24 protein-coding genes and 7 pseudogenes are annotated in these 25,564 nt (G+C 65.0%); 18 read left to right on the plus strand and 13 right to left on the minus strand.

What is annotated here, in order from left to right; translation table 11 throughout:
• The 4 genes and pseudogenes from ACWEQQ_RS42720 to ACWEQQ_RS42735 form a co-directional block, all read left to right on the plus strand.
• Positions 1-681 (plus strand): alpha/beta hydrolase family protein (locus ACWEQQ_RS42720; RefSeq protein ID WP_452352243.1); only part of this gene is annotated, 681 nt, incomplete at its 5' end.
• 179 nt (positions 682-860) lie between these two features.
• A complete protein-coding gene (locus tag ACWEQQ_RS42725; protein ID WP_452352244.1) occupies positions 861-1,409 on the plus strand; it encodes an MATE family efflux transporter in 549 nt (182 codons plus the stop codon).
• 132 nt (positions 1,410-1,541) lie between these two features.
• The gene (locus ACWEQQ_RS42730; protein WP_452352245.1) at positions 1,542-2,243 is read left to right on the plus strand and encodes a hypothetical protein; all 702 of its coding nucleotides are present in this window, start codon (positions 1,542-1,544) and stop codon (positions 2,241-2,243) included.
• A gap of 238 nt (positions 2,244-2,481) precedes the next feature.
• Positions 2,482-3,282 (plus strand): annotated as a pseudogene (locus tag ACWEQQ_RS42735) (IS5 family transposase).
• Between the two features lie 286 nt (positions 3,283-3,568).
• Here ACWEQQ_RS42735 and ACWEQQ_RS42740 read toward each other — a convergent pair.
• From ACWEQQ_RS42740 to ACWEQQ_RS42750, 3 genes are all read right to left on the minus strand, one after another.
• Positions 3,569-5,176, minus strand: coding sequence for an ISL3 family transposase (locus tag ACWEQQ_RS42740; RefSeq protein WP_452352293.1), 1,608 nt, complete (start codon positions 5,174-5,176; stop codon positions 3,569-3,571).
• Positions 5,177-5,246: 70 nt separating this feature from the next.
• Complete coding sequence (locus ACWEQQ_RS42745) at positions 5,247-5,417, minus strand: hypothetical protein (protein WP_452352246.1); 171 nt, start codon at positions 5,415-5,417, stop codon at positions 5,247-5,249.
• Between the two features lie 265 nt (positions 5,418-5,682).
• Positions 5,683-6,312 carry a TetR/AcrR family transcriptional regulator gene (locus ACWEQQ_RS42750; RefSeq protein WP_452352247.1) on the minus strand — a complete coding sequence of 210 codons (630 nt, stop codon included), beginning with the start codon at positions 6,310-6,312 and terminating at the stop codon, positions 5,683-5,685.
• A gap of 57 nt (positions 6,313-6,369) precedes the next feature.
• Between ACWEQQ_RS42750 and ACWEQQ_RS42755 the strand changes: the two genes are divergently transcribed.
• The 4 genes from ACWEQQ_RS42755 to ACWEQQ_RS42770 all read left to right on the plus strand — a co-directional run bounded on the left by ACWEQQ_RS42755 (position 6,370) and on the right by ACWEQQ_RS42770 (position 12,505).
• A complete protein-coding gene (locus ACWEQQ_RS42755; RefSeq protein ID WP_452352248.1) occupies positions 6,370-8,757 on the plus strand; it encodes an alpha-L-rhamnosidase-related protein in 2,388 nt (795 codons plus the stop codon).
• 18 nt (positions 8,758-8,775) lie between these two features.
• Positions 8,776-10,044: a DUF3089 domain-containing protein gene (locus tag ACWEQQ_RS42760; protein WP_452352249.1), complete on the plus strand. Its 1,269-nt coding sequence runs from the start codon at positions 8,776-8,778 to the stop codon at positions 10,042-10,044.
• Positions 10,041-11,276 (plus strand): MFS transporter, encoded by a 1,236-nt coding sequence (locus tag ACWEQQ_RS42765; protein ID WP_452352250.1) that lies wholly within the window; start codon positions 10,041-10,043, stop codon positions 11,274-11,276. The genes ACWEQQ_RS42760 and ACWEQQ_RS42765 overlap by 4 nt, the downstream gene beginning before the upstream one ends.
• Positions 11,277-11,827: 551 nt before the next feature.
• The gene (locus ACWEQQ_RS42770) at positions 11,828-12,505 is read left to right on the plus strand and encodes an LppU/SCO3897 family protein (RefSeq protein ID WP_452352251.1); all 678 of its coding nucleotides are present in this window, start codon (positions 11,828-11,830) and stop codon (positions 12,503-12,505) included.
• A gap of 63 nt (positions 12,506-12,568) precedes the next feature.
• Here ACWEQQ_RS42770 and ACWEQQ_RS42775 read toward each other — a convergent pair whose 3' ends face one another.
• Positions 12,569-12,787 carry a hypothetical protein gene (locus ACWEQQ_RS42775; protein ID WP_452352252.1) on the minus strand — a complete coding sequence of 73 codons (219 nt, stop codon included), beginning with the start codon at positions 12,785-12,787 and terminating at the stop codon, positions 12,569-12,571.
• A 90-nt stretch (positions 12,788-12,877) separates the two neighbouring features.
• Here ACWEQQ_RS42775 and ACWEQQ_RS42780 point away from each other — a divergent pair, with 90 nt between their 5' ends.
• Entirely contained in the window at positions 12,878-13,006 is a 129-nt protein-coding gene (locus ACWEQQ_RS42780) for a hypothetical protein (RefSeq protein WP_452352253.1), read from the plus strand.
• Between the two features lie 543 nt (positions 13,007-13,549).
• Here ACWEQQ_RS42780 and ACWEQQ_RS42785 read toward each other — a convergent pair.
• The 3 genes and pseudogenes from ACWEQQ_RS42785 to ACWEQQ_RS42795 all read right to left on the minus strand — a co-directional run bounded on the left by ACWEQQ_RS42785 (position 13,550) and on the right by ACWEQQ_RS42795 (position 15,328).
• Complete coding sequence (locus tag ACWEQQ_RS42785; RefSeq protein WP_452352254.1) at positions 13,550-13,867, minus strand: EthD family reductase; 318 nt, start codon at positions 13,865-13,867, stop codon at positions 13,550-13,552.
• Positions 13,864-14,066: pseudogene (locus tag ACWEQQ_RS42790) on the minus strand (hypothetical protein); the annotation flags it as partial. The pseudogene ACWEQQ_RS42790 and the gene ACWEQQ_RS42785, both read right to left, overlap by 4 nt.
• 126 nt (positions 14,067-14,192) lie before the next feature.
• A pseudogene (locus ACWEQQ_RS42795) lies at positions 14,193-15,328 on the minus strand (IS3 family transposase).
• A gap of 352 nt (positions 15,329-15,680) precedes the next feature.
• Between ACWEQQ_RS42795 and ACWEQQ_RS42800 the strand changes: the two are divergent.
• On the plus strand, positions 15,681-16,088 hold the full coding sequence (locus tag ACWEQQ_RS42800) for a Zn-ribbon domain-containing OB-fold protein (protein ID WP_452352294.1): 408 nt from the start codon (positions 15,681-15,683) through the stop codon (positions 16,086-16,088).
• Between the two features lie 67 nt (positions 16,089-16,155).
• On the plus strand, positions 16,156-16,440 hold the full coding sequence (locus ACWEQQ_RS42805; RefSeq protein WP_452352255.1) for a hypothetical protein: 285 nt from the start codon (positions 16,156-16,158) through the stop codon (positions 16,438-16,440).
• A 51-nt stretch (positions 16,441-16,491) separates the two neighbouring features.
• On the opposite strand, the pseudogene ACWEQQ_RS42810 reads toward ACWEQQ_RS42805, so the two are convergent.
• A pseudogene (locus ACWEQQ_RS42810) lies at positions 16,492-16,632 on the minus strand (LuxR C-terminal-related transcriptional regulator); the annotation flags it as partial.
• 132 nt (positions 16,633-16,764) lie between these two features.
• Here ACWEQQ_RS42810 and ACWEQQ_RS42815 point away from each other — a divergent pair.
• Both ACWEQQ_RS42815 and ACWEQQ_RS42820 read left to right on the plus strand, forming a co-directional pair.
• Positions 16,765-16,908 (plus strand): annotated as a pseudogene (locus tag ACWEQQ_RS42815) (acetyl-CoA C-acyltransferase); the annotation flags it as partial.
• A gap of 57 nt (positions 16,909-16,965) precedes the next feature.
• On the plus strand, positions 16,966-17,811 hold the full coding sequence (locus ACWEQQ_RS42820) for a 3-hydroxybutyryl-CoA dehydrogenase (protein ID WP_452352256.1): 846 nt from the start codon (positions 16,966-16,968) through the stop codon (positions 17,809-17,811).
• 415 nt (positions 17,812-18,226) lie between these two features.
• On the opposite strand, the pseudogene ACWEQQ_RS42825 reads toward ACWEQQ_RS42820, so the two are convergent.
• Both ACWEQQ_RS42825 and ACWEQQ_RS42830 read right to left on the minus strand, forming a co-directional pair.
• Positions 18,227-18,439, minus strand: a pseudogene (locus ACWEQQ_RS42825) (IS630 family transposase); the annotation flags it as partial.
• A gap of 93 nt (positions 18,440-18,532) precedes the next feature.
• Positions 18,533-20,053, minus strand: a complete 1,521-nt coding sequence (locus ACWEQQ_RS42830) for a reverse transcriptase domain-containing protein (protein ID WP_452352257.1) — start codon at positions 20,051-20,053, stop codon at positions 18,533-18,535.
• Between the two features lie 350 nt (positions 20,054-20,403).
• On the opposite strand from ACWEQQ_RS42830, the gene ACWEQQ_RS42835 reads away from it, so the two are divergent.
• From ACWEQQ_RS42835 to ACWEQQ_RS42845, 3 genes are all read left to right on the plus strand, one after another.
• The gene (locus ACWEQQ_RS42835) at positions 20,404-20,673 is read left to right on the plus strand and encodes a recombinase family protein (protein ID WP_452352258.1); all 270 of its coding nucleotides are present in this window, start codon (positions 20,404-20,406) and stop codon (positions 20,671-20,673) included.
• A 382-nt stretch (positions 20,674-21,055) separates the two neighbouring features.
• Positions 21,056-21,733 (plus strand): hypothetical protein, encoded by a 678-nt coding sequence (locus tag ACWEQQ_RS42840; protein WP_452352259.1) that lies wholly within the window; start codon positions 21,056-21,058, stop codon positions 21,731-21,733.
• A 17-nt stretch (positions 21,734-21,750) separates the two neighbouring features.
• A complete protein-coding gene (locus ACWEQQ_RS42845) occupies positions 21,751-22,215 on the plus strand; it encodes a hypothetical protein (protein WP_452352260.1) in 465 nt (154 codons plus the stop codon).
• A gap of 448 nt (positions 22,216-22,663) precedes the next feature.
• Here ACWEQQ_RS42845 and ACWEQQ_RS42850 read toward each other — a convergent pair whose 3' ends face one another.
• Positions 22,664-23,284, minus strand: coding sequence for a GNAT family N-acetyltransferase (locus ACWEQQ_RS42850; protein ID WP_452352261.1), 621 nt, complete (start codon positions 23,282-23,284; stop codon positions 22,664-22,666).
• A gap of 75 nt (positions 23,285-23,359) precedes the next feature.
• On the opposite strand from ACWEQQ_RS42850, the gene ACWEQQ_RS42855 reads away from it, so the two are divergent.
• On the plus strand, positions 23,360-23,611 hold the full coding sequence (locus ACWEQQ_RS42855) for a hypothetical protein (RefSeq protein WP_452352262.1): 252 nt from the start codon (positions 23,360-23,362) through the stop codon (positions 23,609-23,611).
• A gap of 14 nt (positions 23,612-23,625) precedes the next feature.
• Here the strand turns inward: ACWEQQ_RS42855 and ACWEQQ_RS42860 are convergent, their stop codons facing one another.
• Both ACWEQQ_RS42860 and ACWEQQ_RS42865 read right to left on the minus strand, forming a co-directional pair.
• Positions 23,626-24,216, minus strand: a complete 591-nt coding sequence (locus tag ACWEQQ_RS42860; RefSeq protein ID WP_452352263.1) for a leucine-rich repeat domain-containing protein — start codon at positions 24,214-24,216, stop codon at positions 23,626-23,628.
• A 637-nt stretch (positions 24,217-24,853) separates the two neighbouring features.
• Positions 24,854-25,071 (minus strand): annotated as a pseudogene (locus tag ACWEQQ_RS42865) (transposase); the annotation flags it as partial.
• Between the two features lie 84 nt (positions 25,072-25,155).
• Here ACWEQQ_RS42865 and ACWEQQ_RS42870 point away from each other — a divergent pair.
• Positions 25,156-25,554: a hypothetical protein gene (locus ACWEQQ_RS42870; protein WP_452352264.1), complete on the plus strand. Its 399-nt coding sequence runs from the start codon at positions 25,156-25,158 to the stop codon at positions 25,552-25,554.
• Positions 25,555-25,564 lie beyond the last annotated feature (10 nt).

Consider the following 25,564-nt stretch of genomic DNA (forward strand, 5'->3'; position numbering starts at 1 on the left):
GCCGGAATGGCCTTCCTGCACGGGCGGCCGGAGATCGACGCCAAGCGGATCGGCCTGCTCGGGCACAGCGAGGGCGGGTATCTCGCGCCGCTGTATACCATGCGGCCGGACAGCGGAGTGGCGTTCGTGATCATGATGGCGGGGCCGGCGGTGCCGGGCTGGGATGTGCTGGTGGAACAGACTCGGCTGATCCTCACCGCGGAGGGCGCCACCGCGGAGCAGGTCGATCAGCAGGTGGCGTTCTACTCCGCCCTGTCGACCCTGCTGCGCTCCGGGGATCTGGAGGCCGCCAAAACCTATGTGCGACAGCGCAATGACTCTCTGCCCGCCGACAAGAAGCTGTCCGATGCGGAGATCGACAGGCTCGTGACGCCATACGAGGCGGCGCTGGTCGGCTACGACCCGGCCCCGGCGCTGTCGGCGCTGCGGGTGCCGGTGCTGGCCTTCTACGGCAGCAAGGATCTCCAGGTGCCCGCGGCCCAGAACGCGGGCCCGGCGCGCACGCTGCTGGCCGCCGATCCGGATGCGACCGTACACGTCTTCGACGGGCTCAATCACCCGATGCAACCCGCCGACAAGGGCACACCCGACGAGTACGCCAAGATCGAGACGACCATCGATCCGCAGGTGCTGACCTTCGTCACGAATTGGCTGACGCAGCGATTCCCCACCGCGCACTGACCGACTCGCGCACATTGCCCGAAGTAGTGGCGGGCATGCGAGACCAATCATTTCCGAGTTCCGTTGCCATCGATAGCAGCCCCCTACGCCTGGCACTGCTTCGAAAACCTTGACGATCTCGAACTGGTTGAGCAGATCGCCCGTTTCCCGTAGACGGCCCAGTACAACGGTGCGGCGAGGTGCTGGGATTGTTCGCGACCTGTTCGACCATTGCGTATCAGCTGAATATAGGCCTGTCTCAAGGTTCTTCGATCCTCATCAGCCGATCGATCGGACACGGTGACCGCGCCGCGGCAGGCGTCATCGCGGGCCGGGTGCTCACCACCAGCGTGGCCGCGATGATGGTCTACGGGCTGATCTACATCGTGGCGCCGCACGCGGTGCTGACACCGTTCCTGCACAAGAGCGACGGCGCAGACGTAGTCGCCGCGGCCTCCGGACTGCTGTGGTTCGCAATTGCCTACCAGTACCTCAAGGGTGCGCAGAACGTGTGTGTGGGACTGCTACGCGGACTGGGCAATACCAAGTCCGGACTGCGTAACACGCTCGTCGGGTACTGGGCTATCGGCATTCCCGCCATGGTGCTGTTCGCCCACTATCTCGGCTTGCGCGGTGATGGCGTGTGGCGGGGACTGTGCACCGGTTTCGGTGGAACCGCCGCGTTGCTGCTGCGGCGGTTCCGGCTCGACCTGAACGCGAACGAACCGGAACTCGCCGAAATTCGGTAACGCACAAGCTCACCCGAAGTTGTCCGGACGGGCACCGAGATCGACGTCGCTGCTCGGGCAGCGGCATGGGTGCGGTCGGGAAAAACCGCGAGCATCCGGCTCGGGGATTCGAGAAGAAAGAACGAACATCTGATGAGGAAGATCATCGCGACGTCGGCGCTACTTGCCGCGACGCTGGCCATGACCGCCGGGACTGCCGACGCCGCGCCCACAGCGAGCGACACCGGTGTCATCGACTACACCGCCACCAACAGCGACAAGGACGTGGTCATCCGGACCGATGCGGGATCGCTGGTGGTCGAGAATGGCGAGTTCAAGATCAAGGGGGCAGACGGCACGATCGTGGCCGGTACCGAATTGTCCTTCCGCGTGGACGATTTCGTATTCCCGATCGCGGCCGACATCCACGACCGGGTCGCGACCCTCACCCCGCAACTCGACCTCGCGCACGCGTCGTACCAACCGGTCGCGCTGCCGTTCGAGAACAGTGCGCCGTGGAAAAAGGACTACGACCGGGAGCAGGCTGCCTGGAACCGGATGACCAGCACCATCATCATGGGCGCCACCATCGGCACCCTGGTCGGTGGTATGGGTGGCGCGGCCGTAGGCTGTGCGCTCGGCGGCGTAGTCGGCGCCGGAGCCGCCGCGGCGGTAATCGTCGGCCTGTTCGGCCCGCTGGTGCCGGCCGCAGTGCTCGGCTGCCTCGGCGGTATGGCCGCTATCGGCTTCCTCGGCACGACCGCCGGCCAGCTGTTCATCACTGCTCCTGTCGCGATTCTGGCTGCCGCGCAATACTTCACGACCATCAACCAGCCGTTCGCCCCGGCCAAGTAGCCGGAGCGATCCGGCGGGTCCCGCTGGGGACGCTGGACCCGCGCGGCAACAGTTGCTGGGCGGGTTCGGTGGTCGTCGGGCGCCCGGTACTCCGGGAAAGCACGCGCAGGCGCTGAATTTGGACTAAGAACTCCTAACAGAATGGGGCTAGTGGGGGGAATGATGCTGGGCTGGTTGGTGTTCCCTCTGTGTTGCTTGTGAGTGGAGGTGCGCGACGGCGCAACGTAGGCCCTGGGAGATCGATGATGGGTTGTGGGCGCGGATCGCACCCCTGCTGCCGGTGGTCCCCCGCAAGACACAACATCCCGGCCGCAAGCGCCTCGACGACCGAAAAGTCTTGTGCGGCATCTTGTTCGTGCTCTACACCGGCATTCCGTGGGAGTTCCTGCCCCAGGAGCTGGGATACGGGTCGGGCATGACCTGCTGGCGGCGGCTGCGGGACTGGCACGCGGCCGGGGTCTGGCAGCGGCTGCACGAAACACTGCTGGCCGAGTTGAACGCCGCGGGGGCGTTGGATTGGTCGAGGGCGGTGGTCGACGGCTCCCACATTCGAGCGCTCAAAGGCGGCCCAAAACCGGACCGAGCCCGGTCGACCGTGCCCGAACAGGCTCGAAACACCATCTGATCACCGAAGGGCACGGCATCCCGCTGGCGGTCACGTTGACCGGCGGCAACCGCAACGACGTCACCGAGCTCATGGCTTTGATCGAGGCGATCCCGTCGGTCCGCGGCCGACGCGGGCGTCCTCGCCGACGCCCGGACACCCTCTACGCCGACCGCGGTTACGACCACGACAAGTACCGCAAGCTGGTGCGTGACAAGGGAATAACTCCGTTCATTGCCCGCCCGCCGTGGTATCGAACACGGCTCCGGGCTGGGGGTGCACCGCTGGGTGGTCGAACAGTCTTTTGCGCTGCTGCACTGGTTCCGACGACTGCGTATCCGCTGGGAGATCCGCGACGACATCCACGAAGCCTTCCTCAGCCTGGCCTGCGGCATCATCTGCTGGCGCCGACTGAACAACCTCTCACTTTGTTAGGAGTTCTAACACCGCAGTCAATTAGAGCAGCCCGATTATATGGTCTCGTGGACATCCCGTCCCCCGTGACTACCTGCAGCTCGAGCTCTTCAAGCCGAACCAAGCTCATCCGCGAACTGTTGACCGTGGGTGCGATCGTGGAGTGATATCGGTATGCCCTATGTCGGTTTGATCGTTGGTGTGGTTGTCCTGCTCGCGATTTCATCGGCAATGGATGGCGGGGGTGTCAACCCCGGCTGAATCTTGCATCTGGCAAAAATTTCTTGATTTGGCCGGTCCGGGTTGCTCAGTCGCTCAACAGGATTCGCTTCCGAAGAAGGTCTGGTTTCGCGCGCCCGAACATCTGGCGCTTGATCATCTTGATGCGGTTGACATGCCCTTCGACCGGTCCACTGCTCCAGGGCAGGGTCAGGCCGGCTGTCACCGCATCGAAGTCGCGGCGTAGGCCACGGACGAATGAGTGCAGGGCCGGCAGGTCGTCGGCGTCGACGGCCTTCATCCATTGCTCCAGTTCACGGCCGCGTCGCTGGCGCATCATCGTTGCGAAGGCCCGGATGTGACCGGCCAGGCCGGTGAGTTCGGGGCTCCTCGAGGTGAGGATCGCATCGAGCCGCTGCTGATCATCGGGATCGAGGCTGGTGGGGTCGCTCATGAGCCAGTTCACGACACGACGCACCGACGGCGGCTTGCGGACAGCGCGAGGAATGTGGCCCGTCGCCCGGAATTGATGAAGGTAACTCATGACAATCTTCGGTCCGCCGCGGTAGCCGGGGGCGTTGATCTCGTGGAACAGCTCGGTGGCGTTGGTGCAGCCCTCGTTCCATCTGCGATGCGAGTAGGGCTTGAACTCCTCGAGCAGACTCCGGCGCTGCCCGGTGCCAGTGTTGACCAGCAACTCCTCGACGTTGGCGGCAGGCGCGAAGCGCCGAACGGTTCCCCGAGCAAGCCCGAGCTGGGCGCCGATCGACCGCATGCTCACGCCGTCGGCAAGAAGTGTGTGGACCGCGGCGTAACGTTCGCGGGTCCGCACGGCCCACTTGTCCATCCGGTCCGCCGGTGGCGCAACCACTTCGGCAATGACCGCGATCTCCTGGCGGTCCGTGCCCGCTGGATCGGTGTCGCGTTCGGCGTCAGAGATGGTGTCGAGGCAGTTACTGTATCGGGCCACGACGCGCTCGACCGCCTCACCGAGGTTGTGCCAGATGTGCCAGCGGTCCGCGACCTGCACAGCGTCGGGCGCTCCGTCCGCGATGCCCTCGGCGTAGGCGCCGGCGCGGTCGCGACAGACGATCTCGACGCCGGGATGCGCACGCAGCCAGGCGGCCAGGGTTGCGGCGGTCCGGTCGCCGAGCATGTCGACGGGTCGCCGGGTCTCGATGTCGATCAGGATCGTTGCGTAGTGGTGCCCGGAACGTAGGGCGAAGTCGTCGACGCCGAGCACACGCGGGGTCACCCGATCCGGATCGGGCAGCGCGCGGATCTGCCGCAGCAGCGTCATCCGGCTGACCGTGGCTGCCAGGTGCCGTGTCATCCGGGCGCCCGGACGACCACCCAAGGCCAGCGCGACCGCACACAGCAGGCGTTGCAAGATGGCGGTGCGCCGGGCATACCGCGCCGCCAGCAGTGGCACCTGTTCAGCGAAAGTCCTTCTCCCACAGTCGGAGTTGTCGCAGAACAGCCGCCTTACCCGCAACCGGATCACCACCTCCCGCCCGGTGATCGCGGTGTCGGACAATCGGCGTCCGTAGCGACTGTGGACTCGGCGAGACAACGTGCCGCACCCTGGGCACGCGGCTGGTTCGCCACCCGTCCTCGCGTCGATTCGCACCCGGACCCCTATCGAGTCCACACCGTCGATCCTCAGCCCATCCAGATGCGGGAACAGGACCGCTATCGGTCCAAGATCAGAACACCGGCCACATGATCGATCATCAAGCGCCCGTTCGCAATCCAGGTCGGGTCAATCACGCAAACCGTGCCAGATCCAGAATTGGCATGCTGTTGACACGGCGAGGTGCTGGGATCCTTCGCGACTGTTCGACCTGATCGAAGTCGCCGTCCACACTGCAGATCTCGCCGTCGCCACCGGTCAGGGGGCGGATCGACGAGAAGCTCTGCGACGAATTGCTGAACATCCTGCAACGATCGATCTGAATCTTTATCGGAGGCCCGGCGGATACGGTCCGGAGTCGTCTGCGGCATTCGGCCCGGAGTCGTCTGCGGCATCCGATGGCCCTGCTATCACCGACTGTTGCGGTACCTTGGCCAGACACTGGACTGAAGCGACCAGCCCAGGCGTCACGGCCAGGGGAGCGGTCCGCTCGGTGTCGAGCGGGCCGCGGAGTCCGGACTGATCGTCTCGGCCGGTTTTCAATGCCTCGAATGGGGTTGCCCTACGGGCTAATTGGCCGTGAGGGTGCGGATCAGGTCGCTGGTGAAGGAGTCGGTGACGGCTTGCAGGTCGATCGAGTCGGGGTCGAGTAGCCATTGGGTATTGACGCCCTCGATGAAGGCGACTATTTCGATCGCTTTGACGGCCGGGTCGATGGTGGGGGAGAAGTCGCCGGTGCGCTGGCCCTGTTCGACGAGTGCGGCGACGACGGCGCGCAGGTTGCGGTAGCGCTGGACGAAGTGGTCGTGGGCCAGGTCGCCGGAGTTGAGGTTTTCTGCGAGCAGAACGGCGAACAGGCGCGCCAGGTTGGGGTCGGCGATATTGCGGCGGGCGAAGTCGGGCAGTTTGTCCAGGGCGCGGACGCCGCCCAGGGCGGCGAGTTCCTCGGCGAATCGGAGGCTTTCGTCGTCGCGGGCGTCGATCACCGCGTGCAGCAGGCCGACCTTGCTGCCGAAGTAGTAGAGCAGGGCCTGCTGGGTGACGCCGACGCGCATCGCCACGTCGGCGAGGCTGGTGTCGTGGTAGCCGTGCTCAGCGAAAAGGGTGGCCGCGGCTTGGAGCAGCTCTTCGCGGCGGGAACGGCCGTCGGCGCGTTCCTTGCGGCCTCGTCGGCGTGGCGCTGTCGGCTGCGGTTTCATGGGTTCTTCTTACAACACCCTCTTGAGTTTTACCGAGTGGTAAGTAAAACTCTGAATGTGGCGACCACGCGAGATACTTGGATCGGACAGTGGATCTGGTCCGATCGCCCGGCACTGGGTGGAGCCAGTCGGGCGCAGCCGTACGGATCCCTGGACCCGAGTCGCTTCGACCAGCGGGTGCTGTTCCGGCGTGGCTTCGAACTGGCGAGCGTGCCCGCCCGGGCCACGGTGCGAATCACCGCCGATTCCCGGTATCGGTTGTACGTCAACGGAATCGACATCGGTGTGGGGCCGGTGCGGCACGGGCCGCGCCAGCTGTGCTTCGACGAATACGACATTCGCCACGCACTGCGCGAGGGCGGCAACACGGTCGCGGTACTCGCCCGCTTCTACGGATATTCGGTGCCATGGTGGGAGCCGTCGCCACCGAGCTTCACGATGGGTGGCGGCGCCATGGTGGCGGAGATCCGGCTCGACGAGGAGATCATCGCGACCGACCCCTCGTGGCGGTTCGCACCCGGCGACGCATGGCGCCCCGGTCATCCGACTGACATGCTGTTGACCCAGCTGCCCGAGAACCTCGATGCCCGGCTACTCGAACCACGTTGGATGGCACCGGATTTCGATGATTCGTCCTGGTCGTACGCGCGAGTGCTGGCCGAGTACTCGGTGGTGGGCCCGCGCGGTGTGACGCGGCCGCCCACCGAGCCGTGGGGCGTACTGCGGCCCAGGCCTATTCCGGCTCTGACCGGTGAAATTCGCACTGCGACAGTCATGGACAAGAGGGCGGCCCCGCCTTCCGGCGATGATCCACGCGCCGCTCTGGTCGCGGCCCTGGGCGGGGTGGCCGGCGATCGCGCGCTGCTGGTCGCCGATTTTGCGATGATCGTCAGCGGCAGGTTGGAACTGCATTTCGAGGCAGCCCGCGGTCAGGTCATCGACGGCGCGCTGGTCGAGGTGCCCACAGTGGCCGCGCTCGACAGTGCGCCGGTATTCCGGTACGTGGCCCGCGGCTCGGCTGACACCTATTTTTCGGCTGACTCGGTCGGTGGACGCTACCTTGTTCTCGCACTGGAGGACGCGACGACGCCGGTCGCGCTCCGGATCCGTGAACTACTGCGCCCTCGGGACCCGGTCGCCCCGTTCGACTCCAGTGACCCACGCCTCGACGCCGTCTACCGCACGGGTCTTCGCACCGTGGACCTGACCTCCCACGATGCCTACATCGACTGCCCGACAAGGGAACAGCGGTCCTGGACCGGGGATGCCGTGGTGCATCAGTCCGTCGATCTGATCGCCAACCAGGATTGGCGGCTGGCTCGATGGAACCCGCAGCTGGCGGCACAGCCGCGCGCAGACGGCCTGCTGCCCATGGTGGTAGCCGGTGATTTCGCGACCACGCAGGTGCCGACGATTCCGGACTGGTCGCTGCACTGGATTCGGTCCGTGCACAACCTGTTTCGCTACACCGGCGATCGGGAACTGGTCGGCGGTCTGTTGTCCGCCGCCGAAGGAATTCTGCGCTATTTCGAACCCTATTGCGGCCCTGCCGGTCTCGTGGAGGAGGTGCCCGGGTGGGTCCTCATCGACTGGTCGCCGGTGCAGGTATCGGGCGCGAGCGCGGCACTGAATGCGCTGCTGGCACGCGGATTGCGGGATTTCGCCGAGATGGCACGCTGGGTTGGTGATCATGGCCGGGCAACCTGGGCGGCCGCCTTCCACGATCGCCTGCTCCGCGGGTTCGAGTCCTTCTGGGACCCGGGGCGCCGCGCCTATCGCGACAATCTGGTCGTCGGCCGCCGTGGCACATCGGTGAGCGAGCACGTCGCGGCCGCGGCGGTCTGCGCGGATCTCGTCCCGCCCGAACGCAAGCCGGAGATCTTGCGGCTGCTGCTGGACCGATCGGCCATGTTCACCGCCAGCCCACTGGCCGATCACGGTGGCGACGCGTTGGGACCCAGCGCCGGTCAGCCGGTGTCCGTGCGACCCGAACCCGATTGGGACACAGAGCGTTCGGTGGTCGGGGCGCAGCCGTTCTTCCGCTATGTCGTGCACGACGCCATTGCACGATTGGGTGCGGCCGACCGGATCGTGGAACTGTGCCTGGACTGGGATCGCCTGCGCGCCGATGCCCCGACCGCGTTTCGGGAGTGCTGGGAAGGCGGATCCTACTGTCACGGCTGGTCGGCCACGCCCACCCGTGATCTGGTCTGCTACACCCTCGGGATCACACCGGCCGAACCCGGATTCACGCGGGCTCGCATCGCGCCGCGCCCCGGCGTGCTGACCGCGGCGGCGGGTGCCGCGCCGACGCCGTACGGCGTCGTGTCAGTGGAGATCGACGGCAACCGTGTCGTGGTCGACTCGCCGGTTCCGGTGGAGATCGTCGACAGGTCGGGTACGGCGACCCCGCACGCTGCCGGAAAGTTCAGCGCGCGCTTCTGAAATCTTCTGGAGTATCCGATGAAACACGTGATCCACATGATCACGGCGGCCGCGCTCGCGGTCGGCTCGGTATCGGGGATGGCCGCGGCCGCCCCGCCCGACACCACGACCGGGACGGTGTGGCTGTGCAAACCCGGCATGGCACTCGATCCCTGTGACCAGGATGCCGACGGCAGGCCCGGGGCCCAGCCCGGGCTGGCACGCTATCCGGATGGCAGCCGAGCCGTACTGTCCGTCACCACTGCCGGTCACAGCGACTCCGATGACGAAAGCGGTACCGCCTCAGCACTTCCGGGTGTGGACTGCTTCTACGTCTATCCCACGGTGGACCTGGTGCCCAACCCTGTGCACGGAGATCGGCCGCAGCCTCGGGCCGAGGAACTCGCGGTATTGCTCGCACAGGTGGGGCCGCTGCTCGGTCGCTGCCGCATGTTCGCCCCGCTCTACCGGCAGGACACCCTGCCGCAGCTGGCTCAGCATGTGGTCACCGGCTCCGACGGCTACGCCGGACCCGGATTCGCTGACGTGCTCGCGGCGTGGGACGACTACTGGGCCCACGACAATGTCGGGCCGGGCGGCGACCGGCGCGGGGTTATCCTGCTCGGCCATTCGCAAGGCAGCGTGGCGCTGGAACAGCTGATCCGCGACCGGATCGACGGGCGGCCCGACACCACTGCACAACTGGTCAGCGCCGTGCTACTGGGCGGAAGGGTGCAGGTGCCCGACGACCGTCCAACCGGCGGCGGCGCGGACCCGGACTCCACCTTCCAGCACCTGCCGCTGTGCGGCGCGAGCGCACCCGTTCCGGCCGGATGTGTCATCGCCTATTCCGCCTACGCTGCGGGGCACGAGCCGGGGTCGAAGAGTCTGGTCTGGAGCGCGGCCCCTGGCCATCGCATCGCGTGCGTCGATCCGGCCGCGCTGCGCCGAGCCGCCGATCCGGCCGGGCGCACCCCACTTGACACGGTCATGCCGACGCGGAATCTGCTGCAGGGCACCGATATCGCGCCCGCCGGGCACCTGACGGTGGTGCTGCGCGACTACCGGGTGCCGAGCACCGCAACGGGTTTCACTCGCTATCCCGACGTGCTGACGGCCACCTGCCGCTACGGTCCGGGTAGTGATGGCTCAGCCGCGTGGCTGGAGATCGGCGGCGATCTCGATGCCGTCCTCGGCACTGCCGGCGACACGCAACTCGGCCTGCACGTGGCCGATTATAGTGTCGCGCTGGGTGATCTGGCAGCCGTCCTGGATGGGCAGTCTGCTACCTGGCTCGCTCGCCGATGACCGCGACCACCGCTCATGTCGCCGTGGCGCGGCCCTGGTCGCTGGCGGCATTGGCGGGCATGGCGTCTTATCTGGACGCCGGCACCATCATCGCCGTGTCCGCGGCGCTTTCGCATTGGCAGTCGAGTTTTCGAATGTCGGAGTGGCAGTTGGGTTTTCTTTCCGCCGCGCTGACCGTCTGTATCGGTCTCGGATCCATCGCGGGTGGGCGGATCGGCGACCGCTACGGCCGCAAACGGGTCTACGCCGTGGACCTGTTGGTGTATATTGTCGGGCTGCTGTGGCTGGTGCTGGCCGTCCACCCGGTCATGTTGTTCGTCGGCGTGGTGACCGTGGGTCTGGCAATCGGCGCGGATGTACCCGCGGCGCTGGCGCTGGTCGGCGAGAATGCTCCGGCGTCGGAGCGGGGGCGGCTGGTGACTTTCACCCAATTGCTGTGGGCACTGGGACCTTTGGCCGTAATTGGGCTGGAATTGTCCGGTTCCCGGCTCGGTGATCAGCTGCCGCGCGCGATCTTCGCGCACCTGCTGGCGCTCGCGCTGATCACTTGGCTGCTACGGCGGCGCATGGTCGAATCCCTGCGTTGGCAACCGTCGGACAGCAGCCCCCGGGAGCTGCTCGCGCCGAATCTGAGGCGCGGCAGTATCTTTTTGCTCGCCTTCTATGTCACTGTCACCCTCGGCACCAATTTCTACGGATCCTTCGGCCTCTATGCGCTCGAGACCGTGGGCCATCTCGACTCGTCCCGAGCGCTGACGGCCTCGCTGCTGGTGGTCCCGCTCATCGCGGTCACGGTGCTGGCGATGATGCCGCTGATGGACACCCGGGCGCGGACACCGGTTTTCGTCGCGGGCGCGGTGACACAAACCTTGTCGTGGGCTGTGCTGCTCGTGGTGGACACCGGCGCGCCCGTGCTCGTCGCCGCGTTCATCGCCTATGGCATCGGCAATACCCTGGCCGGTGAGGCGCACTACAAGCTGTGGTGCCAGGAGTGTTTCCCGACGCGATTGCGCAGCACGGCGATCGGCCTCAGCTTCGGTCTCGCTCGTATCGCTTCGGCCATGATGCTGGTCTTCGTGCCGATCCTGCTGCACCGCGGCTTCGCTGTCCTGGTGGCCGTGATGGTCGTCGTCACAGCGATGTCCGGTCTCGTGGGTGTGACCTTTCGCCCGCGCGGCCGGGGCGAGAGCATCGAATCCATCGACGCGCGTCTGGAATCCGACGCTCCGTAACCGAATCTCTCGCCGGTCTCGACGAGATTTTTACTGTCGGCTTTCGGTCAGGGGCGGATCAGCGTGGCTCGCAGCTGTCCGGTGGCCTCGCTGCCGAGTTCAGCCTTGAGAGTCTCGACGCGGGACAGGCCGACAACCCCGGCCGGACGAGACTGCGCGCGGCATTGCGTGATCCGGCCTGACATCTGCTCGTTTAGGCCCTGCCGAACCCGACGCCGCGCCCGGCTGGATGCGCGTGCACGCGATACGCCGGACCGGTAGGCCGATTCGGCTGCCATCCACGACGCCGACCGGCAGGTCGGTCGAACGCCGCGGCCGGGCCGGGGACTGGATCCTCGTTCGACCGGACGGGTATCTCGCGGCTCGGGGGAGCGGCTTCGAGGCCGGCACTGTCGAGCAAGTGTTCAGGCAGCTCCCGCATGTGGTTCACCGGTCCTGGATACCTTGAATTTTACCTAATGGTAGGTAAAACTCATGGTGCTAGCGCGGGTTTCGCGACGGATTCCGCTCGCGCTCATGCAATCCACAATCAGTGAGCAGGAAGGCTTTTCATGACCAGTTCGTCCGATCATCGCGCGCCGCAGGGCTATGGGCCTGTGACGCAGCAGCCTGTCACCGGCTATCCGCCCCCGTGGCCGCCGCAGCCACCGAGGCGACACCGGAGGTGGCTGGGTGGGGTCGGCGGTCTGGTCGGCCTGGCGCTGTCGATTGCTGTCGTGTACGGCTGGCAGCACGTCACCGATCATGGCCATGTTCGAGACAGTGGGCGTGATCCGCTGCGGAAGGTATCCGCGGGCGACTGTGTGAAGGTCAGCGGCGGGCCCGCCATGGTCGACGTGACGTCGGTGTCCTGTGATGACCCGACGACGATCTACCGTGTCGGCGTGGTGCTGAAGGATCCGGGTGGCGGCTCGTGTCCCGGTACCGATTACGACACCGTGCGCTCCATCGGCGGCATGCGCAACACCACTTTGTGCCTGGAATTGCAGGTGCGCGAGGGTGAATGCGTGGCCCAGAACAGCCTCGACAACTCGGCGCAGCCGGTCGACTGCGGCACTGCCGCGGCGCAGAGTGGGCGCCAGGCCCAACTGACGTATTTCAAGATCGGCCGAATCATCAAGGGCTCCATCGACCCGACGGCGTGCGGCGACGCGACCGACGCCCACAACGCGGTCGTCTACCCGAAACCCGATCCGACGATTCTGTGCCTGGTCGATCCCGGCGAGTGAATCGCGGCAGCGGACGGGCGCCGGGTACCGGAGTAACCTTGCGCCCGACGCGCCGATTGGAAGTCAGTGGGTCACAACCAGTTTTATCGGTGTCGAGCAGGGCACCGATGGAGTCGTCCGGGCCGCAGCGCGGGTGGTAACGATCGAGGGATCGAACCTGCCGGTGGCAACGAGGTCCAGAACCGCCGGAATGGCAGGGCGGACCTGCGCGCGGCCGGTATGGAACGTACAGCAGCGCTCGTACATTGCGAACACCGGCAGCGTGACGTCCTCGCGTTCCACGCTGACATTGGTGGAGGTGCCCGTCCATGCTGGTGGCATCGATCGCGGCACGCAGGGCGGTCGCGACGCCGTCTGCCCGCGCCCGACCGTGTGGAAACCTATGCCGCACCGGGCCGCCAAACGCTGCGCATCGACGTCTACCTGCCCGGACACCGTTCCAGCGCACCGCCTCCCGCCATCGTGCTGGCGCATGCGGGCGGCTTCCACACCTTCGACTAGTAGGACTTGCGCGGCCTGGGGCGCAGGCTGGCCGAGCGCGTTATCACGGTGTTCGCCATCGACTACAGCCTCGCCGCCGCCGAGCAGCCCACCTGAGATTGCGTACCTCAGGGCATCTCCAGTGCCGTCGGCCGGGTGCAGGACAATGCTTTGCATTTCGGTGTCTACCCATCCCGCGTCTCGGTTGGCGGCATGTTCGCGGGCGGCATGCTGGCAATGAGCGCGGGATACAGGAGCGGCATCGTGGACTTCGCCTCCGGCTGCGGCAATGACCGCAAGTCTCGGCGTCGGTTGTCAGCCTCTACCCTGGCACCGATATGACCTGGTTGTGGAACAACAACCACGTCGGCAGCCGCGAAGCCGCCGAAATGTTCACGGGCGGAACACCACAACAAGTTCCCGTCCGCTACGCGAGGTCTCGTCCCGCTCCGGCCTGCCCCGCACGCTGCTGGTCGCCGGCAACCGCGAACGCGGCGCGGCCCCGCACACCAGGAACCGGCGGGCACGGCGCCTGGGTCTCCTGCCCGCCGTGTGGCGTGCGGATCAGGGAATCGGTCCTGATTGCTCGAATTGGGTGAACATGGTGACACCGCCGGTGGCGAAGTTACGGACATCGCGGCCGGCGGCCTTCATTTCGATTGAGGCCATTGCCTGATCGAGTGCCTCGGCCGTCGGGAAGTCCAGGCTCGCAACCATGTAGTACGGCGGTTCGCCGCTACCGGGTGCGGAGCAGAGGCCCCAGGTGAATGCGGAGAGCCCGGGGATCTTCCGAGCCAGCGGGACATGGGTTTCGGCGTAGTACACGTCGAAGGCCGCGGGGTCCACCGGGCGGCCGTAGCAGATGGCGATGCGGTAGGTCATGACTTCGCCACGAGGGTGAGTACGTCGTAGCTTGCGACGGGTTCGGCATTCTGATTCGTCACCACGGTGTCCCAGCGGACTTCACCGTAGTCGGCGGTGGCCCAGGGCGTGATGGCCTTCGCGGTGAGGGTTACGGTGAGGATGTCGTCGACCTTGACGGGGTAAGGAATCGCAGGTTGTCAACGCCGAAATTGGCGAGGTAACCAGCACCGAGAGCCCCTGATCTGTGTGTCTCATGAGACAGCGCGGATAGGTGTCGAAAGGTCGAACCGTACCTTGGTAGGGCCAACCCTGGCTGACTGGGCCCCGATGGCGGGTCCACCGATCATGCGAGTTGCAGTGGTTGGTGGAACTCGGTCGGTGACCATTGCTCATGGAAAGCCGTGGGGCTCAGGAAGCCCAGTGATCCGTGGGGTCGGTAAGTGTTGTACTCGATGCGCCAGTACTCGGCAAGGACCTGCGCCTCGGTGAGCGATCCGAATTGCTCGCAGGACAGGAATTCGTCGCGGAATCGCCCGTGCAACGATTCGCAGATCCCGTTCTGCCATGGCGATCCCGGGTCGATGAACGCCGCATCGACGCCGGTGAACCGACACCAGTCCCGCATGGCGTGGGCGGTCATCTCGGTGCCGTTGTCCATGCGAATGTGGGCGGGTTTGCACCCGGTCGCGGCGATGATCTCGTCGGGGACCCCGATCAACGTATCGGCGGTGCAGGAACGGAACGCGCTGACGGCCAAGGCTTCCCGGGTGAACTCGTCGACGATGTTGAGAAAACGGATCTGGCGACCGTCGACGGTGGTATCGACCTGGAAGTCCAACGCCCACATCTGATCCGGCCTCGACGCCCGCAACCGTTGATGGCGGCCGGGCCCGATCCGGCGATTCTTGCGCACCCGAGTCGGGCGTTTGAGTCTTTCCTCCCGTCAGAGTTGTTGCGTTCGTTTGCGATTGGTGACCAACCCTTCAGCGCGACAGATCGCATGCGCCTTGCGCTAGCCCCACCGCGGGTATCGGCGCGAGATCGCTCGCAACCGGTCCCGCAACACCTGGTCGGTCTCGGCGACCGACGGTGGCCGCCGCTGCACCGACCGTGCCTGGCCGGCCACCGTGCAGGCGCGTCGTTCCGACACCCCGAACCGATCCCGCAGTGCCACAACAGCTCTGCGACGACGGTCGGGGGTCAGAACTTTCCCCGGGAGATCTCCTTGAGCATGTCGATATCGAGGGCCTGGTCGGCAACCATCTTCTTCAACCGCGCGTTCTCACGTTCGAGCTCCTTGAGCCGCTTGGCGTCGTCGGATTTCATGCCGCCGTACTGGTTCTGCCAGCGATGCCAGGTCGCGTCGGAAATCTCGAGGTGCTTGCACACGTCCTCGACCGAGAACTGCTGGCCCAGCAGCTTCTCGCCCTCGCGCAGTTTGCGGATGATCTGCTCGGGCGTGTGCCGACGTCGTGACATGGTGTGATCGTCTCCTCCTGCACCCATTCTGGCGCATCGAAACCCTCACAACCGCCGGACCTACTCACCGGGCTCCAGTCATGGCCACCTGGTTGGTGCACACGGATGCCATGTCTGCCCGGGCTCGCAAACCTTGCCGAAAGTTTGGCGGCGTTTGCCGCTCTGTCCTCTCCCAACGCGCTGCATGGCAGAAATAGGTATGTCCTCGGTCAGTTGGTCGTCGTGAGTACCGCCAGCGCAGAAGATGCTGTCGGTACCGCAGTAGCCACTATCCGCAGGAGATTTCATGTGCCCACTGAATCCGGATCGGATCACCACGACCACTCCCGACAAGCTCGGTGAGGTGACCTTGATGATTCGGCGCTGTAATAACTGCGCGACGCTGCTGTCGCCGCTGGCCAGCACATGCACGTCGTGTAAGTCGACGACACTGGAATGGGTGTCTTCCTGCGGGGAGGGGGCTATCGTGTCCTGGCGGGTGGTGTATCAAGTGCCGTCCGACAGGCGTCTTGAGGAATGGGCGCCGTCGCAGATCGCTATCGTCGCGCTCGACGAGGGGCCTTGGGTCTACACCACGATCGAAGGGGAGATCCCGCCATCATCTGACAAGCCGGTAGGAGTGAGGTTCGAACCCAGACCCTCCAGTGGCGGGTTCCCCGTATTCGCAACCACTGCGACCAGCAGACGACGCCCGGACAATCCCCAGCCGGGACCGGTCGCTGTGCCCAATCCGAAAAGCTCGCATCGCGGACTCACGTGATATGGACGTTCCGAGCAGCCCAGAGTGGGTCGGGTCGTTGCTGCACCAATGCGATTCCCTGGAGTTCGTGAAGTCGGTGGATGCAGACGCGAGGTCGATGATCATGTTTGCAATTCGGTGGGCTCCGTTCGGTGGTGCCCCCTCTGATGAACTGATGATCACCTTCGGTGTCAGTCGTTGGCGTTTCCTTCAGATAATTCGCCACACCCTGCGCCCACGTATCAGCGACCGAGGGGATGAGCAAACGATCAAGCGCAATTTGTTGGAGGTTGTGAACTGGTCCTGGCAGGCGTATCCCGATTCGTCGGCTTCCCATCCTGAGCATCCGTGGGGCACGATCGATGGATGTTGACGGGCATCTTCTACTCACTTAGACGAGGATGTCGTGGGAATGCCCTGCAGCTCAGGCCGCGATCTGCGCACGGTCGGTGAATCCCAGTTTGGTGAGGATGTGCTCTGCATGTCCTTGTGCCGTGCGCTGTGAAATCACCGTTCGGGTCGTGATTGCCTTGTTGATCAATCCCGCAACCACGAGGTTGGCGACTTAGCCGATTTCTACCGGCGAACTGACCAAACATATACATGACGCCCTCGACAGATGCGATGCAAAGCTGGCCGCGGATCGTTTTCCCTTGGACCGCAACATATTTCGCGTCCGGGACTGGTCGGCCATCTCATCCGACACCCGCTCGGCATGTCCGGCGCCCGCATCGTCCTGAACCTGGCGCTCAAGCTGCAGCGCCGCGGCGGCGGTGTCGGCGCGGCCGCGCCCTGCGGTGGCGGCGGCCAGGGCGACGCCCTCATCGTCCGTGTGAATTAAGCACCGCCAATCCCTTTCAGAGCCAGAGCGTTTCTACCGAAGTTGAGGAGAATTGTCATGCACCGTATCGGTGTGATCGGTGGCGGCACCATGGGTGCAGGTATCGCCGAGGTCGCCGCCCGCGCGGGTGGTGAAGTCCTCGTCGTTGAACGCGATACTGACGCGGCCTACCTCGCCCGCGCCCGCATCGCGAGGTCCCTGACCGGTGCGGTGGAGGCAGGAAAACTCGCCCGCACCGATGCTGAAGAGACCGCGGACCGGATCGCCGTCACCACCTCGATCGACGACTTCGCCGACCGCGAGCTGGTCATCGAGGCGGCCCCCGAGATCGAGACGCTGAAGACCGAATTCTTCGCCAAGCTGGACGGCATCGTCTCCCCCGAGACCATCCTGGCCACCAACACCTCGTCCATCCCGGTCATCCGGCTGGCCAATGCCACCGCCAACCCGGGCCGCGTCGTGGGTGTGCACTTCTTCAACCCGGTCCCGGTGCTGCCGCTGGTCGAGATCGTGGTGACCCTCAAGACCGACCGCGAGGTCGTCGACAAGGTCACCGCCTACGCCCGCGACATCCTCGGCAAGCGGACCATCGAGTCCAAGGATCAGGCCGGCTTCATCGTCAACGCCCTGCTGATCCCGTACCTCTGCAGCGCGATCCGCATGGCCGAGACCGGGTTCGCCAGTGTCGCCGATATCGACGAGGGCATGGTCGCCGGCTGCGCGCACGCGATGGGCCCGTTGCGTCTGGTCGACGCCATCGGCCTGGAGGTCACCCTCGCCATCGCCGAATCCCTGCACGCGGAATTCCGCGAACCCCACTATGCCCCTCCGCCCCTGTTGCGGCGCATGGTCGACGCCGGCTACCTGGGCCGCAAGACCGGACGCGGGTTCTATAGCTACTGACCGTACGCTCGAATCCGCTTTTGCCCAACAGGTTTCGGTTCCTACGTTGCCTGCGTGACCACCGGGACCGGGCGGGGACGCGGGCCTGGACCCCTTCGCCCCTGCCCGCACTCGTCGCCGGACTGCCTGCAACAGTCCGGCGGTGACCCCACATCTCGATAGTTCACAACTCTGATTCAGCCGTGAACGGGTGACGGGCCAACCAACCTCGACCCTCCGGCCGATTCGGCCCCGACAGCGAGCCACCATGATTGCTAGTTATCTCGCACTTCACCTCGCCTGCCACCGCCGCCCTCAAGCGCGCCGTCGAACGCACTCGCGCACCGGAATGACGGCTGCGGGGGCGTCGCCGTCTATTCGAAGAGTTCCCGCAGCGAGTTCCCGCAGCAACGCCAAACGTGTGAGGTGTTGGCCGCTAGTGTGCTGATTCGCTGTTGAGCGCCGTAAGTTTGTGGCAGTAGTGGACGAGGCTGTCGAGGATCTGGTGGCCGGTTTTGGTCCAGACGAAAGGTCTCGGGTTTTCGTTCCATGACTGGATCCAGGCTTCGACGTCGGATTCGAGTTCGGTGACGCTGCGGTGGGCCGATCGGCGGAGTTTGCGGTTGGTGAGTTCGGCGAACCAGCGTTCGGCGGGTAGCGAGGGCGTGTTGCCACGCCCTCGCCCCCTAAGAACCGGCCGTGCCCGCTTTCCAGGCAACCGGCTCAAGCAAGCCCCGAGGGCTCACAGGTCGGCAGAAGTGCGGTGCCCGCCAACGCTTCTGGTGTGATTGCGGTGGCAGTGGGCGTGCACGAGACGCGTTGCGGTCCGGTCGTCCGGTGGGTGAGCGCCCGTTATGGTGATGGCCTGTCGGCGGATCGCGTTGCGGGCGGCCGTGAGCCACTGCTGCCACTGGTGTGGCGTTTGCTGTTCGCGGTCGGTGTGCAGCAGCAACCCCTGGCAGAGCGGGCATCGGCTGTTCTGCGCGCGCAGGCGGCGCTGGGTGTCTTTGCCCAGCGGGGGTGTGCGGCGGCGACGCTGCTCGGTCCAGTAGTCGATCAGCGCAGGGTCGTCCGGAGACGCCGTGCCTGCGACCATCCGGTGCCGGACGATCGGTGTCCAAGCGAATTTGCGCAGGTAGAAGCCACTGTCATGGCTGCCGAACACCCACGAATCCCGCCTGGCGGGGTTGAACGCGCCGAAGTAGCGGGCCTTGACCCAATACATCGGTTTGTTCGAATGACGGAATCTGGCCGACTTGTAGACCAGCCGCCAGAGGTGGGCTTCCAACGCGTTGAACACCCGTTTGGAAGCCCCGATCCGGTAGTAGGCCGCCCATCCGGTAATGATCGGATTGAGAGTGGCGGTCACCGCGTCGGCATTCGAGCCTCGCAGCCGCTTCATCTCGGTGGACAATCGTGACCGGATGCGCCGCAGCGCAGCGTTGCTCGGCTTGGTCAGCAGCTTCCCGTTCGGGTATCGGCGAATGTTGAATCCCAGAAAGTCCACGCCCTGGTCCAGGGTCGTGATCCGGGTCTTGTCCTCGTTGAAGACGAGCCCTCTGGGAGCCAGCCACCGCGCCAACTGCTTCTTTACTTGTTCGGCCTGCTCGCGCGAATAGCACAGTGCGAGAAGGTCGTCGGCGTAGCGGATAACCGCCGGGCAGCCCTTCACCGTCTTCCCGGCACGAGTGCCGTTGGTGTAGTAGGCGACTCCGGCGGCGGCCTCCATGCCGTGCAGAGCAACGTTGAGTAGCAACGGGCTGATCACCCCGCCTTGTGGGGCACCCTCCTCGGTCGGCGCGAAGCGACCCTGATCGACCACGCCGGCAGTCAGCCACTGCCGCACGAGCCCCAAAGCGGGGAACGTGCCGAGCGAGCCGACGATGTGGGCGTGGTCGAGGTGGTCGAACGCGGCGGCCAGATCGGCGTCCAGAATCCACACGCGTTTGGCGTCGGTGCGGCTGACGGTGGTATGGATGGCCGCGATGGCGTCGTGGCATCCCCGGCCCGGCCGGAACCCATAGGATTTGGGTTCGAACCGGGCCTCCCACTCGGGTTCCAGCGCGTTGACCACCAGCGCTTGCAGCGCCCGGTCGGCGATCACGGGAATCCCCAGTCCGCGGCGGCGCCCGTTGCTTTTCGGTATGAACACCCGCTTTACCGGCCGTGGCGACCACGCGGCGGTGCGATGCTGCAACCAGTCGACCATGTCTTCGGCTGACCCGCTGGTGATTCCGCTAAAGCCCCAGGGAACGCGCTGCATTCGGCTAGCGGACGTTCTGCACCGCATAAGGTTCTGGCCGCTGGCGCCTCGCGTTAGCCGGTTCGGTCAGCGCGGTATGCGGCAATGAGTGGGTTTGCCCGAGGAGCGCGACTATCGGTGTACGCGCAGGGCTTCGGCGAACCGTCTGAAGGCGGGCGCGCTGGGCTCTTCAGGGACATTGCCGTTGATCAAGTTCAGCAGCTGCCAGTGCCTTTCGACATGTGGTTCGGTCGCGGTATCGAGCCAGGCCGAGAGTGAGATCTGGTCAGCGCAGGCAGGTCTGTGGGCACGATCCAGTCCAGGGGCATGCGTCCCTGCTCGGATTCGGGTGCGATACCCGCGGCGACGGCATGGCCGGCATGTTGGCGCGCCGCCCGGAGTGGGACAAGTGCTTCGACCATCTGCGCCGCGGCGACGAGCTGGCGATCACGCGGTTGTCGCGTCCGTTCCGTTCGGTGCGGCACATGACCGAGCTCGCTGCCCAGCTCGATGAGCGTGGAATCGATTTGATCGTGCTCAAACAGGGCATCGACATCACCACTCCGGCCGACCGGTTCCTGTTCCACCCGATCCCGAGGCCCGCTAGCTTACCGTCGCAGCGCTCGCGCTCAACGGACTGATCGCCCACACGGCCGCAGCGCGCCACCGTGGAACAGATGTTCCACTAATATGGTCGAGCCACCGATGGCGAACTGACGCGGATCGTGTACAGCCTGTTCGTTCACCGGGCCAGTAACATCGCTGCCCGCGACCGCGACCACCAGATCCAGGCCCTGACCGCCTTCCCCCGAATACGACGTCAAGTGAACCATCCGCGCCGAAGTCTCCGACTGGCCCAGCCCGCTCTAACCCACCTACCGCGGGGCGCGGCAACGCGCCCCGCCAACGAACGCTGCTCAGGAAACACCGGATGACCAAGACACCAGCGCCGAACCGCGATGCCGAAATCGCCTCCTTGGTAGCCGAATTCACCGAACGAATGGTGCGCATCGACCTCACCCCGTGCGCCAGAAGCGCGGCTTTCACAGCCTCCTCGAGACCGCCTCCGCCGTCACCAAGCGCGCCATCACCGCCGAACAGGAAGCACTCAAGTCGAGCGACCCGGAGCACATCGTGCGATTGGTAGTGCAGGCCAAGCAATGGCGACACACCGTGGCGATCGCCCATGCCAGGCACACCGCACTCATCGCCATCATCATGAGCCGCGATCCCCACCGCAGCCACGTCCACGACTTCCAGCCCCACCTCGACATCGGCAAAGTCATCTGCACCTGCGGGTTAGGCGAACGCGCCGCTGTGGGCCTGGATCCCGACTACATCACCACATGTCACGGATCCGATATCAGCCCGACCGCTGAGGACGGACTAGCGGTTAATCGCACCTCACGCGTTCACTGCTACGCCTGCGATCAATACGATCGCCCCATCATCCACCGCGACGACTACGAGCACGCAATCTACGCAGGCAGTGGGCGAACAGCAGTCGAAGCGGGCCAACCGAATTCTTGGAGTGTTCACTACAAATCGGCGACCTCTGCGTCAGTCTCGGCACAATCATGTGGCGGAACCTGCGGCGAAAAGGTCGGCGCGATGCGTGACCGCGACGGCATTCTTAAGCGCATCCCGAGATCGGCCACCGGCCGAATGAAACCGATCGTCGCGCGACGAATCCACGCCTAGAAGGATAATTATCGGAGATGGATATTTCATTGTTCGGGAATTCTCGCGTGCCGGATTTCGACGAAATGAGTGAGATTGGAGGATTCCTGTTGTCGAATCTTTCTACTTACCTGGGTTCTGGGCTTTCGATTTTCAGGGAGCATTATGTTGAAGAGGGAAGCTTCGCCCTGACCTTTAGATCCGACGGTACAGTTCATAAGGCGCTTGCCATCCAGATCGAAGGCAGCCTGCTTTTTGATGTTCACCCCGATGAATCGCTTCCGTTGATCGATGCCGAAGTGCTTGTTTTTACATTTGGAAAAAGGATGGGGCTGCGGACCAATTCCGGCAATAGCTATTTTCGCATTTCTTACGATGTCACAGGGCAGGGCTGGAATAATCCGGTATGGATTGCGGATACTACGGAGGATTGGGAGAGGGTAGTGGAAGTGAGGGAATCCGACTATCGGAAGGTTAGGATAACGTATGATCGAAAGGAGTGAGGCTTGGTCAAGGGGCTCGAGCGAATGGTTTGCCGAAATTATGTCGGAATAAAATTCCGCCCTGCCTGTGCCGATATGGCCGGCACCGGTAGCCCCTGATCGGGGAGAATCATGTTCCGACAAGCATTGAAGGCCCGTCTTGCCCTGTATATGATTGGCGCCGCCGCACGTCTGCTGTAATCGCACCGTGCGCGATGTATGGCGACGCCGAACCGCTCGCCTGCCTGACGGCGCCGATTGCCGACTCGATGCAACCGGCATCGATGAATTCGTGGCCGGCCACGTTATGGTTTGAAGGCCGCACACGTTCATCTCGGTCCGGAATTTATATCGTGAGTCAGCGTCTGCGCCACCGATATCCCGGCAAAGAAGCCGACGGAATGAATTATGCAAGTCAATTTCTTCGAAATTCCCGGCAAGCTTTCGTTAGACTTGTGACGTGCCAGAGTCAATCCGCCGCAAGTCGCGCGGTCAGCCGTTGTTTGGCGATGGGCCACTCGTCTTTGAGCATCGCGTAGTAGACGTTGTCGCGCCAGCTGCCGTCGGGGCGGCGCATTTCGCGGCGGAAGACGCCTTCGCGGACCGCGCCCAGGCGGGTGATGGCCTGCTGCGACCGCGTATTGAGATGGTCGGTGCGCCAGCACACCCGGCCCATGCCTAGGTCCTCGAAGGCGTGCTCGAGTAACAGCAGCTTGGACTCGGTGTTGACCGCGGTGCGCCACACGGCGCGGGCGTACCAGGTCCAGCCGATCTCCAAACGCTCGTCGCGGGCACTGAAGAATCCGTAGGTGGTCCATCCCACGGCCTGTCCGGTCGCCAGTTCGATGACTGCGAAGGCAACGCGGGTGCCAGCATCGCAATCCGCGATCAGCTTATCCAGTAGGGCGCGCATCTCCTCTTCTGTGCGCGGGGTGGGTACCGGAAGCCAGCGCCAGACCTCCTCGTCTCCTCCCCCCGCTGCGAACAGATCCGTAAGGTGGGCAGGCGCGAGCGGCTCCAAACGGACGTGGCGACCCAAGAGAGTGGTGGCAACAGGAGTTTTTGCAGCGGAAGTGCTCAGTGGACCCATGCCAGCGAGACTAGGCTCCTTCTCCTAGCTTTCCCAGCCGTCGCAATCCGCTGCCCGTCGCCATCCGCTGCCGGTGTGGCCGGCCTGGCGTCGGCCGCGCAGCGGCTGCCGGCCGAGCTGCGGAAGGTCGCCACCGAGTCGGTCAGCGGGGCGATCGAGGCCGCAGACCGGGTCGACGGGACTCTCGGCGCCGACTTCGGCGCGACCGCGCGGCCGTCGTTCCTGGACGGGACGCAGACCGCCGCCTGGATCGGCGCGGGCGTCGCGCCGGCCGGGGCCCTATTGACGCTGCAGTTCCTCCCCGAGCGGGACTCCGCGCGATCCTGAGACGTTCTGGCCCATCACCACGGCGGCTCTCCGCTGAGCGGGTCGTTGCCGGGGGGACCGGCCGGCAGGGCGCGAGGGACGACTTCGCGGAGCGGGGCCGGTAGCTGTGGGAGCAGCCTGTCATCGATCCAAAGCTCGGTGAGGGCGCTGAGATTCCTCATCGAATCGGGGAGCGCCACCAGGTGGTTGCCGTTGATCTGGAGAAAGGTGAGCGCGGCGAGGTCTCCGATCGAGTCCGGAAGCTTTGTGAGCAGATTGTCGGACGCCTCAAGCGTGGTGAGCGCGGTGAGACGGCCAAGCGAGTCCGGGAGCTCGGTGAGCTGGTTGCTGCTCACGATGAGTTCGGTGAGCGCGGTGAGATCGCCGAGCGAATCCGGGAGCGTGGTGAGCGGATTGGCGAACAGGTTGAGCGAAGTGAGCGTGCTGAGGTCGCCTATCCAGTCTGGGAGCTCCGCGAGGAGGTTGACACCCAGGTCGAGTTCGGTGAGCATGCTGAGTCGCCGCAGGGAATCCGGGAGGCTGCGCAGCTCCAGATCTGACAGATCCAATGATTGCGCGCCGGTGTGCAGCGCGTCAGCGATACGTGTCTCGGCCTCTGATGCCATCGAATCCCGCCCGTCTCGTCCGTTGCTTTCGCAGCCTGAGTCTGCCCCACCGACCGACATTGGAGCATCGCCAGCACGGGCTACGGGCGAAGCCGGAACGAGCCGTCTCCGCCGGAACAGCCGAAGGACGTCGTGTCTCTGCGATCGGTGCCGCGGTACTGTGGCGGACGGTCAGGCCGGAGCAACGCCTCCCCTTCATCGCCATCGCCTCGGCACGTCGAGGTGGCCGGCCAAGCTTTCTTGGCTGTACAGCGAGAGTTCCTCGGCGCAGTTTAAATCGCGCTCGACGAGATCACCAGTCTGCCCTGAATTGTGGTCTCCGCCGACGCATTTCGCATGCTTATCCGGCTAACAGGCGGTCGGTTTTAGCTGGGGTGGAGGTGGTTTCGGTTATCGGGCTGATCGTTGGGCGATGGCGGTGTCGAGTCGTGCGATGAGTTGGCGATGGCGGGCGGGTTCGTCGATCCAGCCGCGATGCTCGGCGTCTTCGGCCAGTTTCGCTGTATCGGCGCGTTGTGCGGCGAGGATTGGCAGGTAGGTGGTGACGGTGCGGAAGTTGGGGCAGTGTTCGCAGATGTTGGCATAGGGGCAGGCGCCCTGGGCGAGTGCGCATAGACAAAAGCCGCCTGCCAGAACTCTTCAGTTCCCGGTTCCGTCGGCGAGCGGCACGGAGATCGGCCGACTCGGTCGACGACTCGCCTAATCGCAGGCCGCGATCAATCTCATCCTGGTGCAACCATTTCGACAGTGTCACCGGATGAACGCCAACTCGACGGCGGTCTGCTTGGACGGTCTGCCGGCACGGACGAGCGCGATGGCTCGCGCACGAAACTCGGCAGGGTAGGGACGTGGCATGTCGTTTAGCCTTTCGCGAAGGCCGTTAGTTGGCCACCGAAAGTGGAACCCGAGGAGTAGGGCAGGTCAGGCTGCCACCTGGTCGTGCAGCAGTCCCACTATGTCCTCACCACCGACGCGGGCATCGTTATCCGCTTCGGCGAACCACCGACACCTGTTCCCGACCCGTTCGCGAGCTTGCTCCTCGAGCTGATCTACCAGCGCACGAACATGCGCGCCGCGACCAACCCGAGCTCACGATGGCTGTTCCCAGGCCGTCGCGCCGGACAGCCGCTCCGACCCGAAACCCTCGGCCAACAGACCACAAAGAACGGAATTCCCAGCGTCACAGGACGCATCGCTGCGCTCCGGCAACTCGTCCTGCAAGCATCCGCATCCGTCCTCGCCGACGCCCTCGGCATCCACTACACCACCGCACGCCGGCACGTTGCTCAGGCCGGCGGCACCTGGAACCGCTACGCGTCCAGCGATCACAGCCGGTGACGACTGCCCG

It is taken from the genome of Nocardia sp. NPDC004123 (assembly GCF_053603795.1).

Excerpts from the sequence above, each read along its gene's own strand:
- ACWEQQ_RS42730 (WP_452352245.1), top strand. The coding sequence starts at position 1,542 with ATGAGGAAGATCATCGCGACGTCGGCGCTACTTGCCGCGACGCTGGCC.
- ACWEQQ_RS42745 (WP_452352246.1), bottom strand. The coding sequence starts at position 5,417 with ATGTTCAGCAATTCGTCGCAGAGCTTCTCGTCGATCCGCCCCCTGACC.
- ACWEQQ_RS42750 (WP_452352247.1), bottom strand. The coding sequence starts at position 6,312 with ATGAAACCGCAGCCGACAGCGCCACGCCGACGAGGCCGCAAGGAACGC.
- ACWEQQ_RS42760 (WP_452352249.1), top strand. The coding sequence starts at position 8,776 with ATGAAACACGTGATCCACATGATCACGGCGGCCGCGCTCGCGGTCGGC.
- ACWEQQ_RS42765 (WP_452352250.1), top strand. The coding sequence starts at position 10,041 with ATGACCGCGACCACCGCTCATGTCGCCGTGGCGCGGCCCTGGTCGCTG.
- ACWEQQ_RS42770 (WP_452352251.1), top strand. The coding sequence starts at position 11,828 with ATGACCAGTTCGTCCGATCATCGCGCGCCGCAGGGCTATGGGCCTGTG.
- ACWEQQ_RS42785 (WP_452352254.1), bottom strand. The coding sequence starts at position 13,867 with ATGACCTACCGCATCGCCATCTGCTACGGCCGCCCGGTGGACCCCGCG.
- ACWEQQ_RS42800 (WP_452352294.1), top strand. The coding sequence starts at position 15,681 with ATGATTCGGCGCTGTAATAACTGCGCGACGCTGCTGTCGCCGCTGGCC.
- ACWEQQ_RS42820 (WP_452352256.1), top strand. The coding sequence starts at position 16,966 with ATGCACCGTATCGGTGTGATCGGTGGCGGCACCATGGGTGCAGGTATC.
- ACWEQQ_RS42830 (WP_452352257.1), bottom strand. The coding sequence starts at position 20,053 with ATGCAGCGCGTTCCCTGGGGCTTTAGCGGAATCACCAGCGGGTCAGCC.
- ACWEQQ_RS42835 (WP_452352258.1), top strand. The coding sequence starts at position 20,404 with ATGGCCGGCATGTTGGCGCGCCGCCCGGAGTGGGACAAGTGCTTCGAC.
- ACWEQQ_RS42845 (WP_452352260.1), top strand. The coding sequence starts at position 21,751 with ATGGATATTTCATTGTTCGGGAATTCTCGCGTGCCGGATTTCGACGAA.
- ACWEQQ_RS42850 (WP_452352261.1), bottom strand. The coding sequence starts at position 23,284 with ATGGGTCCACTGAGCACTTCCGCTGCAAAAACTCCTGTTGCCACCACT.
- ACWEQQ_RS42860 (WP_452352263.1), bottom strand. The coding sequence starts at position 24,216 with ATGGCATCAGAGGCCGAGACACGTATCGCTGACGCGCTGCACACCGGC.